This window comes from Flavobacterium sp. DG1-102-2 (assembly GCF_033042555.1).
In the GTDB taxonomy this organism is placed as follows: Bacteria; Bacteroidota; Bacteroidia; order Flavobacteriales; family Flavobacteriaceae; genus Flavobacterium.
On record NZ_JAWLIK010000001.1, the window covers coordinates 150,048 to 175,775 of the forward strand.

Sequence of the window (25,728 nt, forward strand, 5' to 3'; positions counted from 1 at the left end):
TTAAATGTATGATTTTCAATTAATTAATGTTTTTGTAAGTTGTTGAGTATTATAAAATCAGTTGTATTTTTTAATCAAATCGGGTTTATAAAAAGCGCTTTAAGCCATAAAATTCTTCACGATAAAGACTTGGTGTCGTATTTTTTATGCCCTTAAAAATACGGTTAAAATTAGCGATATTATTAAACCCTGATTTAAATGCAATTTCAGAAATGCTCAGGTCTTTTTCTACAAGCCATCGCGCAGCATACCCAACCCTTATATCGTTAAGGTAGTTTACAAATGTTTTATTGGTACGTTTTTTTATAAAACGGTTAAACGATACCGGGCTCATGCTTGCAATATCAGATACATCGTCGAGTGTTATCTTATTGGAGAAATTTTTCTGAATATATTCATACACCAGTTTCATCTTATCATCATCCTCAAAAGTATCATAATCTACGGTGAAGGTAGAAAGTAGCCTTTGGTTTCGAGAATTTGCCATATCGTGCAGGATGGATATTATCTCAAGAAAATAATCCATACCGTCAAGTTTTGATATTTTAACCAGTCTGTCGGCAAGTTCCATTCCAACTTTCTTTGAGAATAGTATTCCGTGGTTAGAACGGTTAAACATATCTTTTATAGGCTGCATAATACGGCGGGCCAACAATGATTCGCTAAACAGATCATTGTGAAACTGTATGGTGATTTCGTGAATGCCTTTGTTTTTGCATCTGTGCAGTTCCCAGCCATGATACAGGTTAGGACCTACAAGTACAAGCTCAACATCATCTATTTCTTCAATGTGATCGCCCACGATTCTTTTTACGCCTTTTCCGTTAAGGATAAAGTTTATTTCAAACTCCGGATGGTAGTGCAGAGGGAAGTCGAAAGTATCCTTTAAACGATCGAAAACCAGGAAGCTGTCGCCCTTTGTTAAAGGTGGAATTTCCCTGTGAAATTTCTGGTTGTCCATATCTGATATTTTATTTGCAATTATATGATATAATATTGATAAAATAATATTAACTTAAATTTATGATGAAATTTATCTTTGGCATTATCAAAAAACCGCTTTTAAAATTGCGTTGTTGTAAATAATAAATAAAATTAATTATGAATTCGTCAATACATTGCGAATCATCTTTAAGCTGATATACAAATACATGAAAAACAAAATCGCTGTTATGCTGGCCATTTCTCTTACAATTTCCTGTAAGAGTACTTCTCAGGTTGCCGGCAGTCCGATAGATAAAAAAGCGACCAAAGAAACGGTAGCCCTCTATAAAAACCTCTTCAAGGCAAAAGAAAAGGGGTATATGTTCGGGCATCAGGATGCGCTTGCCTATGGAGTTGAATGGAAATATGAAGAAGGCAGGAGTGACATAAAAGATGTTACCGGAGATTATCCTGCTGTTTACGGATGGGACCTTGGAGGTATTGAGAATAAAGCTGAAAAGCAGATAGACGGAATTCCGTTTGATAAACAGACCGATTTCGTAAGGCAGGTCTATGACAGGGGAGGTGTAAATACGTTCAGCTGGCACTCTGACAATCCGCTAAGTGGCAAAAATGCATGGGATAACCCTGAAGGTACCGTAGCGTCTATTTTGCCGGGTGGTGCTCATCACGAAAAATTTAAAGGATGGATGGATAACGCGGCGCAATACCTGCTTACTTTAAAAGGGAGTGACGGAAAATTGGTGCCAGTCTTGTATCGCCCTTTTCATGAATTTACAGGAAACTGGTTCTGGTGGTGCAAAAATACTACTACTCCCGAACAGTTTAAAGCTCTTTGGAAATTTACGGTAGAGTATTTTGAGAGTAAAGGGGTGCATAACCTTATATATGTTTATAATACTTCTGACAGTAATGTACAAACTGAAGCTGATTTTATGGAGTATTATCCCGGTGATGAATGGGTGGATATCGTAAGTTTTGATATTTACCAGGGGGGCAGCGGAGAAAAGCAGGTAAAGTTTGTAAATGATACTAAAAGGCTTGTTGCCATTATAGATAAGGTTGCAAAAGATCATAATAAGCTTGCAGCAATTGCAGAAACAGGTTACGAAGCTGTTCCTGATAGCAAATGGTGGACAGGAACGTTAACTGAGGCCATAGGTGACAAAAAAATATCATATGTTTTACTGTGGAGAAATCATGGATGGAACGAGGGCATGACACCACCACGCATGCACTATTATGCACCTTACAAAGGACAGCAGTCTGCCGACGATTTTGTTAAATTTTACAACAAGGGCAACACGCTGTTCCAGAAAGAAGTAACCAAATTAAAATTATACAAATAGGGCTTATCGCCAATCATTATATGAGACTAACCGCCATTGACCTAACAATTATTGCCCTTTATTTTGTGATGATGATCATAATAGGGATCATTATGAAAAACCGCGCCAAGCGAAGTAAGGACAGCTACCTTTTAGGTGGAAAAAAACTGCCGTGGTATATGCTTGGGCTTAGCGATGCCAGCGATATGTTTGACATCAGCGGCACGATGCTTTTGGTAAGCATGGCCTTTTTATACGGATTCAAAAGTGTGTGGATACCGTGGATGTGGCCTGTATTCAATCAGGTGTTCCTAATGGTATTCCTGAGCAAATGGCTTAGGCGAAGTAATGCCACTACCGGAGCAGAGTGGTTGGGCACGCGTTTCGGACTAACAGATAAAGGTGTAAAGCAAAGTCACGCTATTGTAGTTGTGTTCGCATTGATGCTTTGTATCGGCTATATGGCGTATGCATTTGTGGGTGTAGGTGAGTTTTTAGAGATATTCATTCCATATGAAAGCATTAAAGAAGTAGTGCCGTTTCTAGACAAGAATTTAGATCAGTATGCTTCCGGTTCGGCTGAATATACTACGGCATTATATGCTGCAAAACACGCTACTGCACAGTTTTATGGCGTAAGTATCTGCCTTGTCGCTACATTTTACAGTATAGTGGGTGGTATGCATGGTATTGTGCTTGCCGATTTTATAAAATACATGATCATGATAGTGTGTTCCATTTTTGTAGGTACCATCGCGATGGTTCACCTTGCCGATTCGGGAATTATATTTACTGATAAAATGCCAATGGGGTGGGACAGTCCGCTATTTGGCGCAGAACTTGGCCTTGACTGGCAGAATATACTTGCTGATGCACAGGTTAAATTGGAAAAGGACGGTTATAAATTGTTCTCGGCTGTAGTGGCTATGATGTTCTTCTCGGGAGTACTTAAAAGCCTTGCCGGGCCTGCACCTAACTACGACTGCCAAAAGATATTAAGTACAAAATCGCCTGAAGAAGCCAGTAAAATGAGCGGATTTATTTCTATCATACTATTGCCTATACGCTATTTTATGACAATGGGTCTTTGTATCCTTGGGGTGCTTTACTTTAAAGATTTGTCTTTAAGCCATACTGCCGACGGTGTAAATTTTGAAAGCATCATGCCTGCCGTAATTAATAAATACCTTCCAGTAGGACTTGTAGGGCTTGTACTTGCTGGTTTCTTAGGGGCATTTATGAGTAACTTTTCAGGAACACTAAATGCAGGACAGGCGTATATAGTTAATGATATTTACCTTAAATACTTTAAACCGGAAGCCGACAGAAAACAAATCATCAATATGGGCTACCTGTCAGGTGCTGTTATGGTTGTACTTGGTGTAGGCCTAGGTCTTTTTATTAAAGATGTAAATATGATATTCAATATCATAACTGCCGGTTTATATGGAGGTTTTGTATGTGCCAACGTTTTAAAATGGTATTGGTGGCGCTTCAATGCCAATGGTTTCTTTTGGGGAATGTTTGCCGGTATTGCAGCTAGTGCTATTCCTCCGGCGCTTTCTGTTACAGGGGTTACTACTTATTTTGATGGTACACGTATGTTGTATTTTTTCCCTGTATTTATAGTGATCCAGCTTATTGCCTGTATACTGGGATCGTATGCAGCACCGCCAACGGATGACGCAACGCTTAAGACATTCTATAAAGATGTACGCCCTTGGGGATTCTGGAAACCGGTACGCGAAATGCTTCAGGCGGAAGACCCAACAATTGAAAGGAATAAAAACTTTGGCATCAACATGGCAAACGTAGCCATGGGTATTGCCGGCCAAATACTGCTTACGCTATTGCCTATGTACTTCATCCTGTCCAAATGGACTGGATTTGGGATAGTACTGGTACTATTGACAGTAATATTTGCAACAATGAAAAAAACCTGGTGGAACAGGCTAACTGATTATTAAAAAAAATACAAATTAAAGATTTTATATTGAGATGGGTAATGATCTAATTGCTAACGAGCTTACAAGAATATCTAATTATGATGTGCTTGTAAAGCAGCACCAGCAGCTTATTGAAAAGAAAAACGAACCTGCAGCAGAAAGCAACGGTGTTTATACACGATATAAGAACCCTGTAGTTACGGCTGCACATGCGCCTGTTACCTGGAGGTATGATCTTAATGCAGCTACAAATCCGCATGGCATGGAGCGTATAGGCATTAATGCAGCATTTAATGCAGGAGCTATAAAATGGAATGGCAGGTATATTATGTGTGTGCGTGTAGAAGGCGTAGACAGAAAATCTTTCTTTGCCATTGCCGAAAGCCCTAACGGTATAGATAACTTTCAGTTTTGGGATAAGCCATGTGTAATACCTCAATTGAAAGACCATGATACTAACGTATATGACATGAGGCTTACACTGCACGAAGATGGTTGGATCTACGGTATTTTCTGTACCGAAAGAAAAGACCCTAATGCTCCGGCAGGAGATACGAGCGCTGCTATTGCCAATGCGGGAATTGTGCGTACTAAAGACCTTGTGAATTTTGAGAGGCTTCCCGACCTTATTTCAAATACAGGACAACAGCGTAACGTTGTTATACACCCTGAGTTTGTAAACGGTAAATATGCACTGTACACGCGTCCGCAGGATGGTTTTATTGATGTGGGCAGCGGCGGCGGAGTAGGCCTTGGTTATATCGACGACATGGAAAACCCGGTAGTAGAAAATGAGAAGATCATTTTCGGGAAGATATACCATACTATATATGAATTAAAGAACGGTCTTGGACCCGCACCTATAAAAACTTCTAAAGGATGGCTTCACCTTGCACATGGTGTACGTAACACAGCGGCCGGACTTCGTTATACATTATATATGTTCATGACAGACCTTAATGATATAGGGAAAGTTACACATACTCCGGCAGGGTATTTTATGGCTCCGGAGAATGAAGAAAGGGTGGGAGATGTATCTAACGTATTGTTCTCTAACGGCTGGATTGCTGATGAAGACGGAACGGTATATGTATATTATGCCTCTTCAGATACACGTATGCATGTAGCTGTATCTACTATAGATAAGCTTACAGATTATGTTATCAATTCGCCAGAAGACACATTAACTTCTGCCGGGTCTGTAAACACAATTATAAAATTAGTTGACAATAACAGCAAGTTACTATAATGACAAACCTTAAAGGAGAAATGCACCGTGAACTGCTGTCTATTCTTGATTACTGGAGTAGTAATGCCGTAGACAATAAAAATGGCGGTTTCGTAGGTACAATAGACTTCGCTGACACTAAAGATTTCCAGGCCGAAAAAGGCTCCGTGTTAAATGCCCGTATTTTATGGGCATTTTCGGCTTCTTATCCTGTCAGTAAAAATGAGCTTCATTTGCAATTAGCAAATAGGGCTTTCGAATATATTCGTGATTATTTTTATGATGCTGAAAATAAAGGTATATATTGGAGCATCACGCATGATGGTAAACCGAAGGATACCAAAAACCAGATTTATGCACTGGCATTTACTATTTACGGATTATCTGAATATTATGCCGTTTCAAATGACAAAGAAGCTTTAGATTTAGCGATTAAGCTATTTGGTTCTATTGAAAAGTACAGTTATGATTCTCTTCATCAAGGTTATTTTGAAGCATTTACGCAAACGTGGCAGCCTATCGAAGACCTTCGCCTTAGTGATAAGGACGCCAACGAAAAAAAGACGATGAATACACATCTGCATATAGTAGAAGGGTATGCCAACCTTTACAGGGTTTGGAGAGACGAAAGCCTGAAAAATAAGATTATCGAACTGCTTAATACCATAAATAACTATTTCATAAACGCTGAAACGGGTCATCTCCATTTGTTCTTTAACGAAGAATGGGTAGAAAAGCCCGATGTGGTTTCGTATGGTCATGACATTGAAGCAGCTTGGCTATTGCAATGGTGCGCCGAAGTTATTCAAGACAAAGCCCTTATAGATATTTATAAAAGGTATGCTGTGTTAATGACAGATGCCACCTTTGAGGGTATTGATAAAGATGGCGGACTTTGGTATGAATATGATCCGCAGGAGAAAAATTTAGTAGACGAAAAGCACTGGTGGCCGCAATCTGAATTGCTTATAGGAATGATAAACGCATGGCAGCTTACAGGAGATAACAAGTATTATGATGCTGCATTGGCGAACTGGAAATTTGTGAAGCAGTATATCCTTGATAAAAAGCATGGTGAATGGGTATGGGGTATAAATGCAGATTATTCCAGGATAGAAAAAGACAAAGCCGGATTCTGGAAATGTCCTTACCATAACTCAAGGGCCTGTATTGAACTCATTAAAAGACTCCAATAAAAAAAGGCTGCAAAATAGTATGGCTTTTTGACAAAAAAAGAGTTGTTCGAAAACGTTTGAAACTGTAATTTACAGTATCCTTTCCTACTGGAGCAGCTTAGTATTCCTAGGCTATATTTATAGCTTTTGAGTTTATTTTAGACGGAAAAGAGTAACGAATTTCCCAATCATGAAAAGAAAATTATTGTTAGCGGCTTTTGTAATAAGTATGTTTGCAGGTGTGAGCTGTTCATCTTCTGATGATAACAACACAGAAAAACCACGTGTTTTTCCGGAGCCAAATTCTGTAGACCAGGATGGGCTTACAACAGCCAATGTACGCACGTTTATTACTGATCCAAACGCAACAGACGAAACGGCTGCTTTGTTTTATAAACTTAAGCGATTATCTAAAACCAATTATCTTATAGGGCAGCAGGATGCCTTCAATAGTTTTTATGATAATGCAGGCGGAGATTCTGATATCAAAAAATCGACGGGAAATGACCCTGCACTTTTAGGTTCAGATTTTATGTTCATAACCGATAAGGCCAATAATAACCAGCCTGACAATTGGTTTTACCAGCAGGAACAAAAAATTGTTGCCGATGTAAAAGCTGCTTACGATAAAGGAATGGTTAATGTTTTCTGCTGGCATTTAAGGGAGCCTTACAATCAGGATACTTTTTATGCAGCAGATATTACAGACCCTTTACAAAAGGCAAACGCTTTTAAGAGCATACTGCCTGGTGGCGAAAATCATGAACTTTTTAAGCTGAAACTTGATAAGATTGCCCACGTGGTAAGCAACCTTATAGGTTCAGATGGAAAACTGATCCCAATCATCTTCAGGCCGTTTCATGAATTTGACGGCAGTTGGTTTTGGTGGGGTGCTGCTTACTGTACGCCAGACGAATATAAACAGGGATATCAGTTTATTGTAGAATATCTCCGTAATACTAAAGGTGTCCACAATATCCTGTATGCATTTTCCCCAGACAATAGCTATACTACTTCATCACAATATCTTAGCCGTTATCCCGGCGATGATTATGTAGATGTATTGGGCATAGATAATTATGGTGATTTCAGTACAGGGAGCAGTTCTGGAGTAGGTACTGCAAATACAAAACTTAAAATGATATCTGACCTTGCTATCGAAAGAGTAAAGATAGCTGCGATGACCGAAACAGGTTTCAGAGTTACAGCGGGTACAAGTCCTATATCCGGATTTTTCTCTAATAATATATATAATGCAATGACGGTAAATGATCTTCAGATTGCATTTGTAATGTTTTGGAACAACAATCAGGATGGCTATTATGTTCCGCCTGCCGGGCAGTCAAATACTCAGGATTTTATAAATTTTACGCTTAAACCGGAATCTGTATTGCAAAATAACATTCCTAATTCAATGTATGTTCTTCCATAGGAACTAATAAAGATGAACCAACTAAATCAATTATAAATAAATTATATACCCCGTCTTTTAAAACGGGGTATATTTCTGTATCATGAAAACTATTTTAAAGACATTAGGTATCGCAATGGCACTTCAGGCATCTGTATCGTGTATTGCACAAAAACAGCTGGATCAGCCGCTTATTACCGTAAAAGGAACTGAATTTTATAAAGGCGGTAAGCCGTATCATTATATAGGTACAAATTACTGGTATGGGGCACTTTTGGCTTCTAAAGACGTGGGAGACCGCAAGCGCCTCGCGCAGGAACTTGATATGCTTAAAGCCGATGGTGTAGACAACTTGCGAATCCTTGTAGGGGCAGAAGGAGGTGAACAGGATTTCACTGTTACACCTGCCTTGCAGCCTAAACAGAGTGAGTATAATCAAAACCTTCTTGACGGACTGGATTATCTGATAAGCGAAATGAGCAAACGCGGTATGTATGCTGTGCTGTACCTTAATAACAACTGGGAGTGGAGTGGCGGTATGTCGCAGTACCTGGAATGGAATGGTTACGGGCCGCTGCCTAACCCTAATATAAAGCCTAACACATGGCCTCAGTTTATGGAATACACAAAGCAATTTCATAAATGCGAACCTTGTATCGAGGCTTTCAACAATCATATAAAGTATATTTTGGGCCGTACCAATGCCTATTCGAATAAGAAATATACTGAAGATACTACTATTATGGCATGGCAGGTTGCCAATGAGCCACGTGTATTTACGGCAGATAATGAAGAGGCTTTTACCAAATGGCTTAATGGTGTTGTAGATGTGATAGACGATCTTGATAAAAAGCACCTGATTTGTACAGGTTCAGAAGGTAAAGCCGGTTCCGCAGACGATACCGCTATTTTTGAGCGTACGCACAACAACCCTAAGATTGACTATTTAACAATGCACATCTGGCCTAAGAACTGGGGTTGGTACAAACACGATAATCCTGCGGCAACGCTTCCGGCATCAATAACAAGAACCGTTGCTTACATCGATGAGCACATTGCTGTTGCCCAAAGGCTGGATAAACCTATCGTACTGGAAGAATTTGGACTGCCAAGGGAAGGGGAGAGCCTTTCTAAGAAAACCTTTACTGCAGATAGGGATGCTTTTTATGAAGCTATTTTTGAAAGACTGGAAAAGAGTGTTAAGAATAAGGAAGCTTTTGCAGCCCTTAATTTTTGGGGTTATGGCGGAAGTGGAAAAAATAATCCTGACGACGGCAAATGGAAAAAAGGAGATGACTTTACCGCCGATCCACCACAGGAGCCACAGGGGCTGAACTCTGTTTTTAGTACGGATACATCAACACTGAAACTTGTAAAAGAGTATAACAGGAAAATACGAAAATAAGAGAGAGCCGAAAGGCTCTTTTTTAATGGTGGCTATCACCAAAAATTTAAATACTGTATCTTTGGACTTCAAAATTTATAAAATGAAAAAAATTGCTTTATCACTGTTTGTGTCTTCATTTGCACTTACAGCATTTGCCCAGACCATTACTTTTAAGGTAAACTATAAACCATCTACTGTTTACACGCAGAGTAATCTTCAAACTACTAAGAATGAAGTTTCTTATAAAGCGCCTGCCGAAATATTGGAAATGCTGACTGCTCAGGGTATAGAAAATCCTACTACAACGGAAAATAAGACCAATACCACCGGTGTTATGACCACAGGAAAACTGGCAGCAGCAGAAATGCCAATTACCATGAAGTTATCTATAGATTCAGGTGCTGAGGATAAAATAATTCCAGATAACACGGTTATTCACGGAAAGGTGAAACAGGATGGGATGCCGGTTTTTGAATCTATTGATGCTCCAGGAATGGATGCAGCGACTAAAGATATATTCTTAAAAAGTATGCAGGCAACTATGGCGCAGGTTACTATACCTGAAAGAAAAGTAAAGGTGGGTGAAACATTTGTTATAGACACGCCGCTAAGTCTTCCTATGGGACCAGCAACACTTAAAATGAGCGATAAGGCTACCTACAAACTAATAAAGGTAGAAGCCAAAAAAGCTTATTTTGATGTTAGCCATGTGTATACTATAGATTCTGTTGTTAACGAACAGGAGATTAAAGGTACAGGAACGGGAACGGGTAAAGTGGTACACGACATTGAAAATAACTTTATTGTAAAGCAGGATGTAGATATGAATATGCAAATGGGATTTGATACAAACGGCATAACGCTTACTATAAAAGCTAATACTGTGTCTGCACTTACATGCACTATCGCTCCGGCAAAATAAACTGTTATGGTTATATAATACAAAACGACCGCTCATTGAGCGGTCGTTTTTGCTATAAAGTGATTTTATTTTATTTCAAACTCAGTCTCCTGAACATTTTCAGAGTTTGTACCTGTAAACACTTTGAATATTCCCGGTTCTACAAGGTATTCTCCGTCATTGTTATAAAACCCAAGTTCTTTATCGGTAAGTGTAAAGGTTACAGTCCTTGTTTCACCTTTTTTAAGGTTGATTAATTCAAAACCTTTAAGTTCTTTTACAGGACGCGACAGGCTTGCAGCAATGTCCCTTATATATAACTGGGCAACTTCTTTACCATCGTAGTTTCCGGTATTAGTTATATCAACAGATATTTTTATTGCTTCACCTTTAGCGTATGCCTTTTTATCCAATTTTGGTGCGCTGTATTTAAAGGTGGTGTAGCTTAACCCATGGCCAAAGACAAACTGAGGCGTTTTCTCCACATCGCTGTAATGTGACCAGAATACATTATTGTCACTGTTTGTTGGCCTGCCGGTATTATGCTGGTTGTAGTAAATAGGCACCTGTCCTACATTACGCGGAAAGCTCATTGGTAATTTGCCGCTCGGGTTATAATCGCCGTAAAGCACCTGCGCTACTGCATTGCCTGTTTCGGTACCGAGATGCCATGCCTCAACAATTGCGGGGATATGCTCAGCTGCCCATGGCAATGCCAGCGGGCGACCGTTGTTAAGTACCAAAACTATGTTTGGGTTCACGGTGTATATCTCTTCTAAAAGTTCCTGCTGAAGTCCAGGCAGGTTCAGGTCGGTACGGCTGCGGCCTTCGCCACTCTGAAAACCGTGTTCGCCCAATACCATTACAACAACATCGGCAGATGCAGCCGCTTTTTTAGCTGCTTCAAATCCGCTTTTATCAGTTGTATTAAATACAATTTCGTCTAAGAAAGTTGTTTTGCCATTGGTAAGGTCGGCACCTTTTTCAAACGTAAGGGTATTGCCTTTGTATTGCTGCATACCTTCCAGCACAGATACCGCCGTATTATCATCAGATGCAATTCTCCAGCTTCCCAGCGGGCTGTTCTTGTCGTTTGCCAAAGCACCTATCAGGGCTATCTTTTGTCCGGTTTTCTTTAACGGTAAAAGCTGCTTGTCGTTCTTTAAAAGAACAATAGATTTTTTTGCCATATCCAGTACGGCCTCATGATTGGCCTTACTGTTTATCACTTCTTTTTCTCTTTTTTCGTTGCAGTATCGGTAAGGGTCGTCAAACAGTCCAAGTTCATATTTAACCCTTAGTATTCTTCTTACAGCATCATCAATAAGTTTAATGTCTACCTTGCCTTCATTTACAAGCTTTACGAGCTCAACCACATAAAGGTGCGATTCCATATCCATATCGGCGCCTGCTGTAACCGCTTTAAGGGTTGCTTCGGCACCGTCTTTAGCATAACCATGTGCAATCATTTCGCGGATGGAAGCCCAGTCTGTAATTACAAAACCGTCAAAGCCCCACTTGCCCTTAAGGATATCCCGTTGCAGGAAACTATTGCCCGTGGCAGGTACACCGTTAAGTATATTAAACGAATTCATAAAGGTTCTTACCCCGGCCTCGTTTGCTGCTTTAAATGGCGGCAGTACCGTGTTGTATAAGGTTGCATTGCCGATATCTACGGTATTATAGTCCCTTCCTGATTCAGAGAAACCATATCCAGCAAAATGTTTTGCACAGGCTGCAATAGTGTTTGGTGCAGAAAGATCATCGCCCTGAAAGCCCTTAACCCTTGCTGTAGCAACTTTGCTGCCAAGGTAAGGATCTTCGCCTGCACCTTCCATAACGCGGCCCCAGCGGGCATCGCGGCTAATATCTACGTTAGGGCCAAATGTCCAGTTGATGCCTGATGCCGAAGCTTCGTCAGCCGCTACCTGTGCCGATTTTTTAATAGCATCCATGTCCCAGCTTGCAGCTTCAGCCAGTGGAATTGGGCTCAAGGTCTTGTATCCGTGTATTACGTCAAAACCTATGATTAGCGGTATGCCAAGACGGGTTTCTTCAACAGCTATCTTTTGAACAGCACGCACCTGTTCAACACCTCTAACGGTAAGCATTGAACCTACCCAGCCTTTACGCAGGTGTTCATACTTTGTGGCGGCATTGCCTTCTTTAGGGGAGGGGCCTGTTACGTCCCAAAATCCGTTATATTGATTCATCTGGCCCACTTTTTCTTCAAGTGTCATTTTGGCCATTAACTGTGTTACTTTTTGTTCAATTTCCTGTTTTTTGTCCATGGTTTTCTTTTTCTGCGCCTGAGCCGTTCCTAACGAAAACAGTGCAAGCAGCAAAAGTTTTTGAGTTTGTTTCATTGAGTTTTATTTCCGCAGGTATTCCTGGCTGGTTACTTTTTGAGAAGTGTCTGTAAGTAGGGAGCCAGCTGCGAAGCCATTAGTTTATCATCTTCAATTTCCGGATGATAGCCGCAGCCATGGGGTGTAACTTCCTTAAAAATGAATACGCTTACCGGCTTATGGGGCTTTTGGCTGTTTATCGTCTCCTTAATTTTGTTAAGGCATTCGGCAAACGTTTTACTTTTTTCGCCGTTTACCATCGGGCTGTCAAGAAGCACTATTTGTGTTTTTGGCGAATGCCTGTATACAGTTTTTATAAAGTTCACATAGTTGGCTACATACTTATCTTCATTAAAAGGCAGCCTTTCCTTTTTGTGGTCGCCTTCAGAAAAATCATTGGTACCTAAGGCAATGCAGGTAATGTCGGGATTGAATCCAAAAGCATACGGCTTGCTGTTGTCCTTGTTCAGGTACAGATTTTGGTAAACATCAGGCATAATGGCCTCTTTATCATGCTCATCGTTCCAGTTACGGTACATGCCTATGCCCGATACAGAACTCAGGACAAAATCTGCATTTAAAGTTCTTGCCGCAATAGGGGCATAAGAATAATAAGCATTGTGCTGGTCAAACCAAAGCCCGGTATCGCATGGAATCGCTTTAATGTCATTTCCCATGCCACAGGTTATGGAGTCGCCTATGAATTCAATCTTCTTTTTAGGCTGAAGTTTTGCCTTAAACAAATTTCCCTTTGCGCCCGTAAAAATAAGATTGCCGTTAGCCGCTTCTGTGGCTTTATAAATAGTTATGATGTGTTCCCCTGCGCCCTTAACTTTAATGTTTACAGGAGTTCCGTCCGGCTGTATCTTTTCTCTTCCGTGATAAATACCATCTACTTCTACAACAGCATAATTATGGTGTACATAAGTGTCGCTTGCCTTTAGGTTTACGGTACATTCCCTTCCCTTAAAGCCAAAGGTAACTGACGATGCAGAACCTATGAGTATAATGGAGTTATTGTCTGACTTTTCTATCCTGCCGGCAGTTTGAAATATATCTTTGTCTTTCGTATGAAGATCAGTAGTACAGGTGTAGGATAAAATAGATGTGATAAAAAAGATTATCATATTTTGCTTAATACGCATAATTAGGAAGTGTTTAAACCGTAAAAATAAGCAATAAACTATTTTTAGGCTTGTACTAAAATGTCAAAATATGTGTAGATTTCGAGTACTGATTAATGTATCATTTACCCGTAAAGCAAAAAAAAGCTGCCTATTTAAAGACAGCTTTTTGATTACTGAGATGTAAGCCCGAAGAACTTAAATGATCCGTTTACTTTAACGAACTGGAACGCGTGGTTTGTGCCTATATGCCCTTTAGACAATTCGTCCGGCTTATAGGTTTGTACCCACACCTCGTATACTTTTAAATCGTTCGATGTATCTTTTGGGAGGAACGATAGCTTGAAATCTTTAAGTACCATTGTGTTAAAGGCATAGCCTCTTTTTGCCAATGCTTTGTATACAGGCGATTTCTTAAAATCTTCAGCGACTGTAATATAGAATACCTCGGCAGGTACAAAATGGCTGTACGAACCCTGCTCTCCGCCGCCCGGGCATTCTGCACAATCTACCTGTTTAAGCGAAAGCGCAGTATAAGCAGCTTTATCTTTATTTTCTAACGCGGCTACGAAAGCAATAAACGTTTTATCAAGTTCGTCCCACTCTGAAACTTTTTTTTGTGGTGCAGCAGCCGGTTTTGCAGCAGTTGACGTTTTTTTAGTTTTTGATGCAGGCTTTTGTGCCAGGCATACATTGCAGATAAGTATAAATGATACTATCAGGTACTTCATAACTGAATGATTTTTTATGTCAACGAAGATATGATTTAATTTAGTATTGAAAAACCAAAAATACCGTTTACTACCGGACACAATGTTTTAGGACTCTTCTCGGATCCCGCAACCAAAACATCAACCAATCTCAATCCACACCGGGGCATGGTCGCTGGTCTTTTCCCAGCCGCGTACGTGGCGGTCTACTTCGGCATGCTTTAGCTTTTTGACCAGTTGCGGACTCAGCAAAAAATGGTCGATACGCAGCCCGGCATTGCGGTCGTAAGCATTGCGGAAGTAATCCCAAAAGGTATAGATCGTTTCGGTGGGGTAGAGGTGGCGGATGGCGTCCGTCCAGCCCTGTGCCACCAGGTTGTGGAAGGCAGCGCGGGTCTCCGGCCTGAAGAGCGCATCGTTAACCCAGCGTTCGGGTTTGTAAACGTCGAGTTCGGTGGGCATCACATTAAAGTCGCCTAACAGTATAACCGGAGTCTTAAAATCCAGCAACACTTTAGCACGATCGGTTAAGCGCTGAAACCATTTGAGCTTGTAGTCGAATTTGGGCCCGGGAGCTGGGTTGCCGTTGGGCAGGTACAGGCAGCAGATGAGAATGCCCTCTACCATAGCCTCAAGGTAGCGGCTCTGCACATCCTCTACATCTCCGGGCAGCATACGGCCTACTTCCTCCACGGTATGGCCTTCTTTAGTCAGGATGGCGACACCGTTCCATTGTTTTTGCCCGTGCCATATGGCGTTATATCCTGCTTTGTTGATCTCCTCAATGGGGAATTTCTCCTGTGGAGCCTTAAGCTCCTGCAGGCATACGATATCAGGCTGTGCCTCGCCGAGCCAGCGCAGCAACACCCGCAGCCTCCCGTTGACTCCGTTTACGTTATAAGTTGCGATTTTCATAACGGGAAGTTACGAAAGAGTTTATAGTTGACGGTTTACAGTTAACAGATTTTTGGTTAATAACGGTTAACCACCATAGTATCTTTTCATTTTGCGCTGGTGTGTGCGTGAGTCCTTATGTGTTTTGAAATGGGAAATTACAGAGCCGCTTCCGTCTGAATAGGTTTGAAAAGGAATCTGCATTCTGAATTTATCCAGATAGTCAGGCAAGTTTAAAATTTCGGAGAGTTTTTTTATAAAGTTTTCGATTTCTGCAGCTTCTGAAACGTTATTCTGAGCAAGGGGTGTCCAATAGCTTTTTAAACTATAAACTGAACTTTCCTTATGCTCTAATGTGTACAATATACCATCAAACCCTGGTCGCCAGGCTGGGATAAGCTTATCTGTCGGGATGGTATCAATCTTTGTTTCTTGTATCAATTCCAAAACAGGTTTTGCTTGCTGTGGTGAAAGGCCAAACGTCATTTTAAATGTTTTTCCCGTTTCTTTGTCACCAAATTCATTAGTTTCATATATGTTATAAACGATACTACCATAATATACGTTATCGAGTTTGTAAACAGTTATCGCAGTGCCATTATAAGAAAGGCGAAAAGAATAATCGCCGCTATCATTTTCGATAGCATCATAGCCTAAACGCTTGTTTTGTTCCTGAATTTCAGGGTAACCTTCTACATCGCTACCCGGCGCAAAAGTAAAAGCCGGCTTCTGGGCCAGTGCACTTATCGAAAATAATATTAGCAGGTATTTTAGCATAGATGCTAAGATAAGAATTTACTGTAATCAATAAAAAAACGGATAACAGTTTTTACCGCTATCCGTTTTTAAGTTTGTTTTAACCGTGTTATGAGTTGCCGTACAGGTTAGACTCGCCGCCGTCTATAGCGATGGTCTGGCCGTTTACGTACTGGCAGTCGTCGCTAAGAAGGAACGCCACCAGTTTACCCACTTCTTCCGGTTTGCCCAGGCGTCGGGTAGGGTTGCGCTGTGCGTATTCTTTTTCGGCAGCGGCAGGGTCAGAAGGGTTGACCTGTTTAAAGGCACCTGCAACCATTGGCGTTAAGATAGCCCCCGGAGCAATGGCATTCGTAAAAATATTGTCTTTACCGTATTCAATCGCGGCATTCTTGGTCATACCCGAAACCGCGTGTTTACTCGCCACATACGGCATTTGGTTGACAACACCTCTTATACCGCCCACAGAAGCCACGTTTACGATCTTTCCGCCACCATTTTTCTGCATGGCAGGGATAACGTGCTTCAGGCCGTAGTACACACCCATAAGATTAATGTCTACCACTTTTTTAAAGACTTCAAGATCGTAGTCTACTAATGGTGCCTGTTTGCCCTCGATACCTGCGTTGTTGTAAAACCCGTCAATCTGCCCGAATTCGGCAAGGGTTTTAGCCACGTAATTCTTTACCGCTTCTTCGTCTGAAACGTCGGCGGTGACAGTTAGTATTTTTGCGTTGGGCGCAATTGCTTTTATTTCTTCTTTGGCTTTGTTTAAAGCCTCTTCGTTATAATCTACCAGTGTAAGGTTTGCGCCTTTTTCGGCAACAACTTTAGATGCAGCAAGACCTAAACCCATGGCTGCGCCGGTAACAATTACCGTTTTTCCCTCAAATATGCTCATGATTTTTTATTTTATTTCTCCTAAAGTTACGACGCACATTTTGGCGTTAGCGTTAACGAACGGTTAATTAACGGAATTATTGTTTCTTTTTGAAGCGATAAAGGTTTTTGTTGTGGATTGTGGATGAAAAATTAATATGCTACTCTTACTATAGATATAATTAAAATTTAATTAATTCAATAAAATCTTTAATTTTTTTTAAAAAGTCATTATCCTTTTGGTAGTAATTATTGTAGACTTCCTCTAAATTTTGAGTATAATTTATCGTCTGAAATTTTTCTACTCCTATTTTTTTATTAATACCTGATAATCTATCAATTAAATTTTTGTATTTATCATCAGAAGTTTGTTGATATTTTGAAATTAGAGATTTAATAATTGGGTTTAGGAATAGTTCTTGAAGTTTTTCAAAGTCTGTTTCCGATTCAGTTATTTGCAAAAAAATCTTATTTTCAGTTAAATCTTTTAAATCGTTGTCTGCAAATATATCATTCATTACTTCATTAAGTTTTTCTCCTTGAGAGGTTAAGGTTTCTACTTTTTTATGAATATGATTTTGATATTTATCTCTTAATTCTTGAATCATCTTGTCATAAAAATCAAGATATTCTAAAACTTGTATAAAACTTTTTTCCCAATCAATATCTTTATTTTGAAAATAATATACTAGAGAATTATATGTTTCTAATAAATCCAGTTTTAGGAAATTATGATATCCAGAACTGGTACTTGCCATATAAATATTTGGAGAAAGAGGATTGTCCTTTTCTTCTTTTATAAATTTGTGTAGTTGTTTACCGCTTGATTCATGATATTTTAATATTGAGTTTAATAAGGCTATAACAATGTTTAGTCGATTGATATGTTCTCTTTTGGATTTGTCAGATTCTTTAGTTTTTTCATTTTCAATAGTACCAAAAAAAATTTTCCTTTGAAGTTGGTTTGCTTTAATCTGCATGTAAAAAGCTAAAAATGTTATTATTATCCCAACCAAAGAGATAAAAGGATTCATTATGCCCATAGTGTCACCAATAGCTCCTGTTTGCGAAAAATCTAATGAAATATTCTTTGCTTCCCTAGTAAACAAATACGGCGTAAAAAAAGAAAATATTATTAATATAGTTGAGACTGATAATAACGAAATTGTAGCCGCATCCCAATTTTTCACCTCCTTTATACTATTTTTGCTCTCCATAAAAAAATATAGTTGATTAATCGAAAAGTTCAATATAAATGTAAGTAAAATACTTATATTAGTGCTTGAATATTGTATTTATATAAAGTTGTAAATAAAATTAATAATTATATTGACTGTTAGATATACTAATACAGAAAGATTAGGTGTCATAGCTACTGATTTAGTTGTGACAAGAGATTTAAATTGGATTTTTCGCGAACAACCAATTGTAGATGTTGGCGTAGATGCAATTTTGGAACAAGTTGTAGATGGTCAACCAAAAGGAAAATTTTTGGCTGTTCAAATTAAAACTGGAGATGGAAATTTTCATCGTACACCAAAATATCTAACACACTATGTGTCAGCTATACATTACAACTATTGGCTGAATCTTAATATTCCAATAATTTTAATTGCACATATTCCAGTTGAAGACCTTACGGTTTGGATAGAAATTAACGAAGGTAATTTTAAGAAAGTTAAGAAGAGATGGAAATTAGATATACCTCTAAATCAAAAATTTAATTCGACATCTATAAATAGGCTTTCTAAATTATTTACTTCTCTTGATATTAATGCAACTACTCTTGATAGTACAACTGAAACGGGTAGAGCAATACATTTAGAAAATTCTACTCTACATTTGAGTAATATGTCCGACATAATTTGGGAATTAACTGAGTTGACAAAATCTGTGACAGATAACATAACTGATTTTGTAGATAAAAAATATACAAATAAAAGCCCGCAAGTCTCAAAAGTCTTTGCAAATTTCTCTGCAAAACTCAGATTGTATTCTTGGAAACTTGAGGAAGAAATAAATTTGTTTTCGAAATCTTACTCACTAGCTGTTAATGATATGGATATATTGTTCACTAAAACGATAGCAGCTAATCTAGATGTACGCGAATATTTGGACGTTGCATTATTTTCATCTTCTTTAAATAATACAACTTTAATCATTACAAATATGGAAACATTGAAAAATGAAGTGATAAATTTATCCATAGAACATCCGTTATATAAAGAAGCTAAAAAGCAACACTTAGAAGTGATTGATTTGATAATATTTGAGATGACAGAAGCTAAAAAAATCACTGAAAATTTAGTTAATAATTTTCAACTATTGTAGTTCTTAACTTTAACTAATATAATTCCAAATACTCTTCTTCTTGCTCATTTCCAAAAACGCGTTACGCATAGCGGCGTGTTCGGGGCGGGCAAGGGGAGCATCATCCTTTAATATTTTTATGGCGTGGTGGCGTGCCAGTTGCAGTATGTCTTTATCGCGCACAAGGTCGGCAATCTGTAGGTTGAGCACGCCGCTTTGCTGTTTACCCATGATGTCGCCTGGGCCGCGCAGCTTAAGGTCAACTTCAGAGATTTCAAAACCGTCATTGGTACGTACCATGGTTTCCATACGTATCTTGCTGTCGTTAGAAAGTTTCTGTCCGGTCATCATTATGCAGTAGGACTGGTCGGCGCCACGGCCCACGCGCCCGCGAAGCTGGTGCAGCTGCGAAAGCCCGAAACGTTCGGCGCTCTCAATAACCATCACGCTCGCATTGGGTACGTTAACGCCCACCTCAATCACGGTAGTCGCTACCATAAGGTTGGTTTTGCCTGCGGCAAAACGTGCCATCTCGCTATCCTTTTCTGACGGTTTCATTTTTCCGTGCACAATGCTCACGCTGTATTGCGGCAGCGGAAAGTCGCGCGAAATACTCTCGTAGCCGTCCATCAGGTCTTTATAGTCCATTTTCTCGCTCTCCTGAATCAACGGGTAAACGATATATATCTGCCGGCCTTTGGCAATCTCCTCTTTCAGGAACGCCCAAACCTTTAAGCGGTTGCTGTCGTAACGGTGTACGGTCTGAATCGGTTTACGTCCGGGTGGCAGCTCATCGATTACTGAGATATCCAGGTCGCCATACAAACTCATGGCCAGCGTACGCGGAATAGGGGTGGCGGTCATGACCAGCACATGCGGCGGAACCTCATTTTTATGCCACAGCTTACTGCGCTGCTCCACGCCAAAACGGTGCTGCTCGTCGATAACCGCAAGGCCAAGGTTCTTGAACTGCACCTTATCCTCAAGCAGGGCATGGGTGCCAATGATGATGTGCAGCTCCCCCGATTCGAGCTGTTCATGGATGATCTTGCGTTCTGAAGTTTTAGTTGAACCGGTAAGTATCTTAATGTTGATGCCCAGTGGGGTAGCGAGTTCGCTTAATCCCATAAAATGCTGGTTGGCGAGTATCTCTGTTGGCGCCATAAGGCACGCCTGGAAACCGTTGTCGAGTGCCAATAGCATACTCATCAATGCCACTATAGTTTTCCCCGAACCTACGTCGCCCTGAAGCAGGCGGTTCATCTGGGCGGGCTGCCCCATGTCGTGGCGTATCTCTTTGAGCACGCGTTTTTGTGCACCTGTCAGTTCAAACGGAAGGTGGTTGTTGTAGAACCCGGTAAAGTAGTCGCCCACCTTCTCAAACGGATTGCCCTTTATCTTGTGCTTGCGTATCAGGTTTTTGGTGATGAGCTGCAGCTGAATAAAGAACAGTTCCTCAAACTTAAGCCTGAACTGTGCCCTTGCCAATAAGTCCTGGCTCTTTGGAAAATGTACGTTAAACAGTGCCGCGTTCTTGGGTATCAGCTGCAGTTCGTTTACCAGGTGCGCGGGTAGCGTTTCGGTAAATAAAGCCTGCGTTTCTATAAAGAGCTGCTGCATGATCTTGTTTACCACCTTATTGGTAATACCGCGCTGAACGAGTTTTTCGGTAGACGGGTAAATAGGCTGCATGGCGCTGCGCAGGCTCTGTTCGTGGTCGGTGAGCAGCTCCATTTCGGGGTGCGCCATATTGAACGTCCCGTTGAACGAAGTCGCCTTGCCAAACACCACATAAGGTGTATTGATCTTCAGGTTCTCACGTATCCATTTCTGCCCCTGAAACCATACGAGTTCCATTTCGCCGGTGCCATCGGTAAAGGTCGCCACAAGCCGTGTGCGCTTTTCGCCAACCGACTTAATATTGATCACCTTGCCCACCACCTGCACCTCGCTGCTGCTGTTGAGCAGTTCGTTAATGCGGTAATAGCGCGTACGGTCTATATAACGGTTGGGGAAAAGATTGATCAGGTCGCCATATTTATGGATGCCCAGCTCTTTCCGGAGCAGCTCGCCGCGCGCCGGACCCACACCTTTAAGGTATTCTATAGGGGTTTCGAGTAGGTTGTTCATCCATTGGGTTTGAAGCACGAAGGTAAGAAAGCGGCGGTAACTATCCAACTATCTAAAAATCTATTAATCCAATAATCTGCTAAATAAAGACTACCTTTCAAAACATGGATCCCCTAAAATATGACCTCTCTGCTAACGCCGACTTTACCGTGTTTGAATTTACAAGCACCGGTAAAAACGGAACAATACACAAAGCCATCAAATACACCCAGACGCTGAATGCCAATGTGTTTAACCTTGGCTTTGGCGATATCATTTTTTCTGACGATACCATTACAGAGATAGACGACACTAACCTGAGCAACAATGGCGACCTCAACAGTATTATAGCTACCGTGGTGCATTCTGCGTACATTTTTACCGAAAAATATCCTGATGCTTACATACTCTTTGGCAGCAGCGATACCGCCAAACTGCGCCTGTACCGTATGTTTCTTTCGCATAATCTGGCAGCGATTTCTAAATCGTTCCTTGTTTTTGGTGCAATGCATAATGAACAGGGACAGTTGGTTAATGTGCCGTTCTCCGCAGCAGAGGATATCATTGGTTATTTTGGCAGGAGAAAGTGATGTTCAGGGGTGTTCATGTTATAATTTATATAGAATAGTGTCGTAAACAATAACGAACTGTAATTTTATATTTTATACATTTACGCCACAAGCAAACATCCAGCCATGCCTTTAAGCCTTGAAGAAAACCGTATCAACGAACTGCGAAAGTATGACATTCTTGATACGCTTAATGAAACTGAATATGACGATATTACACGCCTTGCATCTATAATCTGTGAGGTTCCCATTGCTATTATCTCTTTTGTAGATGTAGACAGGCAGTGGTTTAAGGCCAAAAAAGGGCTTGACGTTACCGAAACTGCACGGGAACATTCTTTTTGTACACATGCCATCCCTGAGCCATACAAGATAATGATTGTGGAAGATTCCCGCCTCGACGACCGTTTTAAAGACAATCCTTATGTTACCGGCGCACCCGATGTGGTTTTTTATGCCGGTATGCCCTTAGTAACAAGTAATGGCTATGCGCTGGGATCGGTATGTATTATTGATACCAAACCTCGTACCTTAACCGAACACCAGATAGATGCCCTAAAGGCGCTGTCAAGACAGGTAATGACTTTGCTTGATGCCAGGAGAATTAACAACGAACTTCTTGAAGCAAAAAAGCAGATGGAAATTCAGAATGATACTTTGAACCGAACCGCACGCAGGCTTGAACTGGCTATGTCAGCAGGTAAGCTGGGTTCGTATGAGCTTGATATCGATTCGGGTATGATGTATTCGTCAGCGCAGTGCAGAAAAAATTTTGGGCGTACTGCCACCGAAGATTTCAACCTTAAGGAACTGTTTTCATCTATCATGCCCGAATTTCACGAATACGTTCAGGCGGCTATTGCCACCTCCATACAAACCGGAGAGAAATATGATGTAGAATACCGAATTAAACCGTCAACAGGCGAGGAGCGATGGATACATGCGCTTGGTATTCCAATTTATAAGGAAGACGGAAGTCCGTTGCACATGACGGGGATTACGTCTGATATCACCGTACGGAAAGATTTTACCACAGAACTTGAACGTCAGGTTGCCGAACGTACCGAAAAAATTGCGATCCAGAATGTCGACCTTGAAAAAATGAACAGGGAACTACAGGCATTTACTTATATTTCCAGCCATGATTTGCAGGAGCCCTTACGCAAGATCCAGTTCTTTATTTCCCTGCTTAAAGACAAGGAAAACAAAGGCTTTACCGAAAATGCCGTGGCCTATATGGACAAGATATCCAGATCATCTGAAAAGATGCGCAGGCTCATCGCCGACCTGCTTTCGTATTCCCGTACTACTTCTTCAGAAATATTATTTGAAGAGCTTTGCTTTGAAGATGTAATGGCCGAAATTTTAGATGATCTTGAAGAAGAAATCAGCGCAACAGGGGCTAAGATCGATATTGCTGCAACGTGCAGGCTGAGGGCAATACCTTTCCAGTTCAATCAACTGGTGTACAACCTTGTTTCGAATGCGCTTAAATTCTCACGTCCCGGTATTCCCGCGGTAATAACGGCTGAGGCGCATTACCTCAAAGCCGGAACACATAATAACGACAGTCTTGATGCCTCACAAAATTACTACAGGATATCAATATCGGATAACGGCATTGGATTCCCAAACAAGTATGCCGAAAAAATATTCCAGCCTTTCCAACGCCTGCATGGGCTTCAGGAATATGTGGGCACCGGCATTGGCCTTACTATCGTAAAAAAGATAGTAGAAAACCACAACGGTCACATCTTTGCTTCCGGCACTGAAAACGAAGGAGCTACCTTTGAGATCTTTATACCGGAGGTAGGATAGGTAGTGAGATTTTAGATCCGGATAGTTCAGTCATTAATTTCTTTCGTAAATTTACATCACCTATGGAAGAATCCCTACGCGCCCAGATTGAGAAAATTGTAAAGCTTACTGATGACGAATACAAAATTGTACTGACGTATTTTACACAGCGTTCGTATAAAAAGCACCAGTATGTGGTACAGGCAAATAGCCCGGCGCCAAACGATACTTTTGTGGTAAAAGGACTGCTGAAGTCTTTTTATATTGACGATGCAGGCAAAACCCATATTATGCAGTTTGCTATGGAAGATTGGTGGATATCTGACCCTAATGCCTATCACAATAAACAGAACGCGACTCTTAATATTGACTGCCTGGAAGATACCGATACCTTTTTCATCTCCATAGACAATAGGGAAAAGCTTTGCGCCGAAATGCAGAAAATGGAATATTTCTTTATGAAGAAAACTACCGCCGGTTACATTGCACTTCAAAAAAGGATATTATCACTTATGAGTCAGAGGGCGGAGGAGCGGCACACCCAGTTCGTACAACTATATCCAAGTCTTATTGATCGTGTTCCAAAAGCTTTAATTGCTTCGTATTTAGGTATTACCCGCGAAACCCTCAGCCGTATGACAACGCTTTGATGTGATGTACATCACATTTGAGGTGTGACCTATGTCCTTTTTTAAACCGTAGAAGTTCCTAAAATTTGTACTGTATAAATTAAGACACACACTATGGATAAAATAGCATTGGTTGTTGGCGCAACCGGCATCACTGGGAGTAATCTCTCCAAAGAACTTATTGCTGAAGGCTTTACTACATTTGGATTGGCACGAAATCCGCAAAAAGATATCGAAAACCTTTTTCCCATCGCTGCCAATCTCCTTGATACGGAAAGTCTTAAGGCTGCGCTGGAAAGTTTATCACCAACCCACGTGTACTTTACAACCTGGATGCGTAATGACACTGAAGCCGAAAACATACGCGTAAACAGCCTGATGGTTCGTAATCTTCTGGATGTACTATCAGCAAAAAAATCAGTACAGCACGTAGCATTGGTTACAGGACTAAAGCACTATTTAGGTCCGTTTGAGGCCTATGCTAAAGAAGGTTTCCTGCCGCAAACACCTCTGCGTGAAGAACAACCCCGCCTTGACCTTGAAAATTTCTACTACGCACAGGAAGACGAAGTGTATGCTGCAGCTAAACGTGATGGCTTTACATGGAGCGTTCACCGTCCGCATACTGTAATAGGGAAGGCAGTTGGCAACCTTATGAACCTGGGCACCACGCTGGCAGCCTATGCAACAATTTGTAAAGAAACAGGAAGGCCATTCAGGTTTCCGGGCTCGTCCGCACAATGGAACGGGATATCAGATGTTACCGATGCAAGAATCTTAGCCAAACAGTTGGTTTGGGCTTCAACAACTGACGCTGCTAAGAACGAAGCTTTTAATGTTGTAAACGGTGATTACTTTAGGTGGAGCTGGCTTTGGAATAAAATTGCAGCGTACTTTGGCGTTGAAGCTGTAGGTTACGATGGCAGCATCCATACACTTGAAAATGAAATGGCAAATGATGCGCCTATATGGAAACAAATTGCAGAAAAATACAACCTAAAAGAAGCTAACCTGAACAGACTGGCTTCGGCGTGGCACACCGACTTAGACCTTGGGCGTCCAATTGAGGTAATGACCGATATGGCTAAAAGCCGTAAACTTGGCTTTAATGAATTTCAGAGTACAGAAGATTCTTTCTATGACCTGTTTAAACAATTGCGAAAAGAGCAATTGATTCCTTAATTCGTTTTAGTTGAAATAAAATTATCTTATAAATATATCATATACTTTTTGTCATTTCGACCATAGCGTAGCGAGGTGGAGAAATCTCAGTAATATTTAA

21 protein-coding genes are annotated in these 25,728 nt (G+C 40.7%); 12 read left to right on the forward strand and 9 right to left on the reverse strand.

The features are described 5' to 3' along the window. Positions 1–85 precede the first annotated feature (85 nt). Entirely contained in the window at positions 86–961 is an 876-nt protein-coding gene (locus R1T16_RS00555; RefSeq protein WP_317499106.1) for an AraC family transcriptional regulator, read from the reverse strand. Between the two features lie 190 nt (positions 962–1,151). On the opposite strand from R1T16_RS00555, the gene R1T16_RS00560 reads away from it, so the two are divergent. The 7 genes from R1T16_RS00560 to R1T16_RS00590 all read left to right on the forward strand — a co-directional run bounded on the left by R1T16_RS00560 (position 1,152) and on the right by R1T16_RS00590 (position 10,342). Then, the gene (locus tag R1T16_RS00560; protein WP_317499107.1) at positions 1,152–2,294 is read left to right on the forward strand and encodes a glycoside hydrolase family 26 protein; all 1,143 of its coding nucleotides are present in this window, start codon (positions 1,152–1,154) and stop codon (positions 2,292–2,294) included. A gap of 20 nt (positions 2,295–2,314) precedes the next feature. Further along, positions 2,315–4,240, forward strand: coding sequence for a sodium:solute symporter family protein (locus tag R1T16_RS00565; RefSeq protein WP_317499108.1), 1,926 nt, complete (start codon positions 2,315–2,317; stop codon positions 4,238–4,240). A gap of 31 nt (positions 4,241–4,271) precedes the next feature. Further along, positions 4,272–5,468, forward strand: a complete 1,197-nt coding sequence (locus R1T16_RS00570) for a glycosidase (protein ID WP_317499109.1) — start codon at positions 4,272–4,274, stop codon at positions 5,466–5,468. Beyond that, on the forward strand, positions 5,468–6,643 hold the full coding sequence (locus R1T16_RS00575) for an AGE family epimerase/isomerase (RefSeq protein ID WP_317499110.1): 1,176 nt from the start codon (positions 5,468–5,470) through the stop codon (positions 6,641–6,643). The genes R1T16_RS00570 and R1T16_RS00575 overlap by 1 nt, the downstream gene beginning before the upstream one ends. A gap of 169 nt (positions 6,644–6,812) precedes the next feature. After that, a complete protein-coding gene (locus R1T16_RS00580) occupies positions 6,813–8,054 on the forward strand; it encodes a glycoside hydrolase family 26 protein (RefSeq protein ID WP_317499111.1) in 1,242 nt (413 codons plus the stop codon). An 82-nt stretch (positions 8,055–8,136) separates the two neighbouring features. Further along, a complete protein-coding gene (locus R1T16_RS00585) occupies positions 8,137–9,438 on the forward strand; it encodes a beta-mannanase (RefSeq protein ID WP_317499112.1) in 1,302 nt (433 codons plus the stop codon). Positions 9,439–9,520: 82 nt separating this feature from the next. Further along, positions 9,521–10,342 carry a hypothetical protein gene (locus R1T16_RS00590; RefSeq protein ID WP_317499113.1) on the forward strand — a complete coding sequence of 274 codons (822 nt, stop codon included), beginning with the start codon at positions 9,521–9,523 and terminating at the stop codon, positions 10,340–10,342. A gap of 65 nt (positions 10,343–10,407) precedes the next feature. Here the strand turns inward: R1T16_RS00590 and bglX are convergent, their stop codons facing one another. The 7 genes from bglX to R1T16_RS00625 form a co-directional block, all read right to left on the reverse strand. Then, entirely contained in the window at positions 10,408–12,687 is a 2,280-nt protein-coding gene (gene bglX / locus R1T16_RS00595; RefSeq protein WP_317499114.1) for a beta-glucosidase BglX, read from the reverse strand. A 32-nt stretch (positions 12,688–12,719) separates the two neighbouring features. Continuing rightward, complete coding sequence (locus tag R1T16_RS00600) at positions 12,720–13,814, reverse strand: SGNH/GDSL hydrolase family protein (protein ID WP_317499115.1); 1,095 nt, start codon at positions 13,812–13,814, stop codon at positions 12,720–12,722. Positions 13,815–13,966: 152 nt separating this feature from the next. After that, positions 13,967–14,524, reverse strand: coding sequence for a hypothetical protein (locus tag R1T16_RS00605; protein WP_317499116.1), 558 nt, complete (start codon positions 14,522–14,524; stop codon positions 13,967–13,969). A gap of 120 nt (positions 14,525–14,644) precedes the next feature. Beyond that, positions 14,645–15,418, reverse strand: coding sequence for an exodeoxyribonuclease III (xth, locus tag R1T16_RS00610; RefSeq protein WP_317499117.1), 774 nt, complete (start codon positions 15,416–15,418; stop codon positions 14,645–14,647). Positions 15,419–15,484: 66 nt separating this feature from the next. Further along, positions 15,485–16,174 carry a hypothetical protein gene (locus tag R1T16_RS00615; protein ID WP_317499118.1) on the reverse strand — a complete coding sequence of 230 codons (690 nt, stop codon included), beginning with the start codon at positions 16,172–16,174 and terminating at the stop codon, positions 15,485–15,487. Between the two features lie 88 nt (positions 16,175–16,262). After that, positions 16,263–17,054, reverse strand: coding sequence for a glucose 1-dehydrogenase (locus R1T16_RS00620; protein WP_317499119.1), 792 nt, complete (start codon positions 17,052–17,054; stop codon positions 16,263–16,265). Positions 17,055–17,214: 160 nt separating this feature from the next. Then, positions 17,215–18,249, reverse strand: a complete 1,035-nt coding sequence (locus R1T16_RS00625; protein ID WP_317499120.1) for a hypothetical protein — start codon at positions 18,247–18,249, stop codon at positions 17,215–17,217. A 112-nt stretch (positions 18,250–18,361) separates the two neighbouring features. Here R1T16_RS00625 and R1T16_RS00630 point away from each other — a divergent pair, with 112 nt between their 5' ends. Then, on the forward strand, positions 18,362–19,363 hold the full coding sequence (locus R1T16_RS00630) for a DUF4365 domain-containing protein (RefSeq protein ID WP_317499121.1): 1,002 nt from the start codon (positions 18,362–18,364) through the stop codon (positions 19,361–19,363). 9 nt (positions 19,364–19,372) lie between these two features. Here the strand turns inward: R1T16_RS00630 and recG are convergent, their stop codons facing one another. Continuing rightward, the gene (gene recG / locus R1T16_RS00635; protein ID WP_317499122.1) at positions 19,373–21,472 is read right to left on the reverse strand and encodes an ATP-dependent DNA helicase RecG; all 2,100 of its coding nucleotides are present in this window, start codon (positions 21,470–21,472) and stop codon (positions 19,373–19,375) included. A 104-nt stretch (positions 21,473–21,576) separates the two neighbouring features. Between recG and R1T16_RS00640 the strand changes: the two genes are divergently transcribed. From R1T16_RS00640 to R1T16_RS00655, 4 genes are all read left to right on the forward strand, one after another. Next, positions 21,577–22,041, forward strand: coding sequence for a DUF6934 family protein (locus tag R1T16_RS00640; protein ID WP_317499123.1), 465 nt, complete (start codon positions 21,577–21,579; stop codon positions 22,039–22,041). Between the two features lie 105 nt (positions 22,042–22,146). Then, positions 22,147–23,838 (forward strand): ATP-binding protein, encoded by a 1,692-nt coding sequence (locus tag R1T16_RS00645; protein WP_317499124.1) that lies wholly within the window; start codon positions 22,147–22,149, stop codon positions 23,836–23,838. Positions 23,839–23,900: 62 nt separating this feature from the next. Continuing rightward, entirely contained in the window at positions 23,901–24,467 is a 567-nt protein-coding gene (locus tag R1T16_RS00650) for a Crp/Fnr family transcriptional regulator (protein WP_317499125.1), read from the forward strand. Between the two features lie 93 nt (positions 24,468–24,560). Continuing rightward, a complete protein-coding gene (locus R1T16_RS00655; protein ID WP_317499126.1) occupies positions 24,561–25,628 on the forward strand; it encodes an SDR family oxidoreductase in 1,068 nt (355 codons plus the stop codon). Positions 25,629–25,728: the final 100 nt, after the last annotated feature.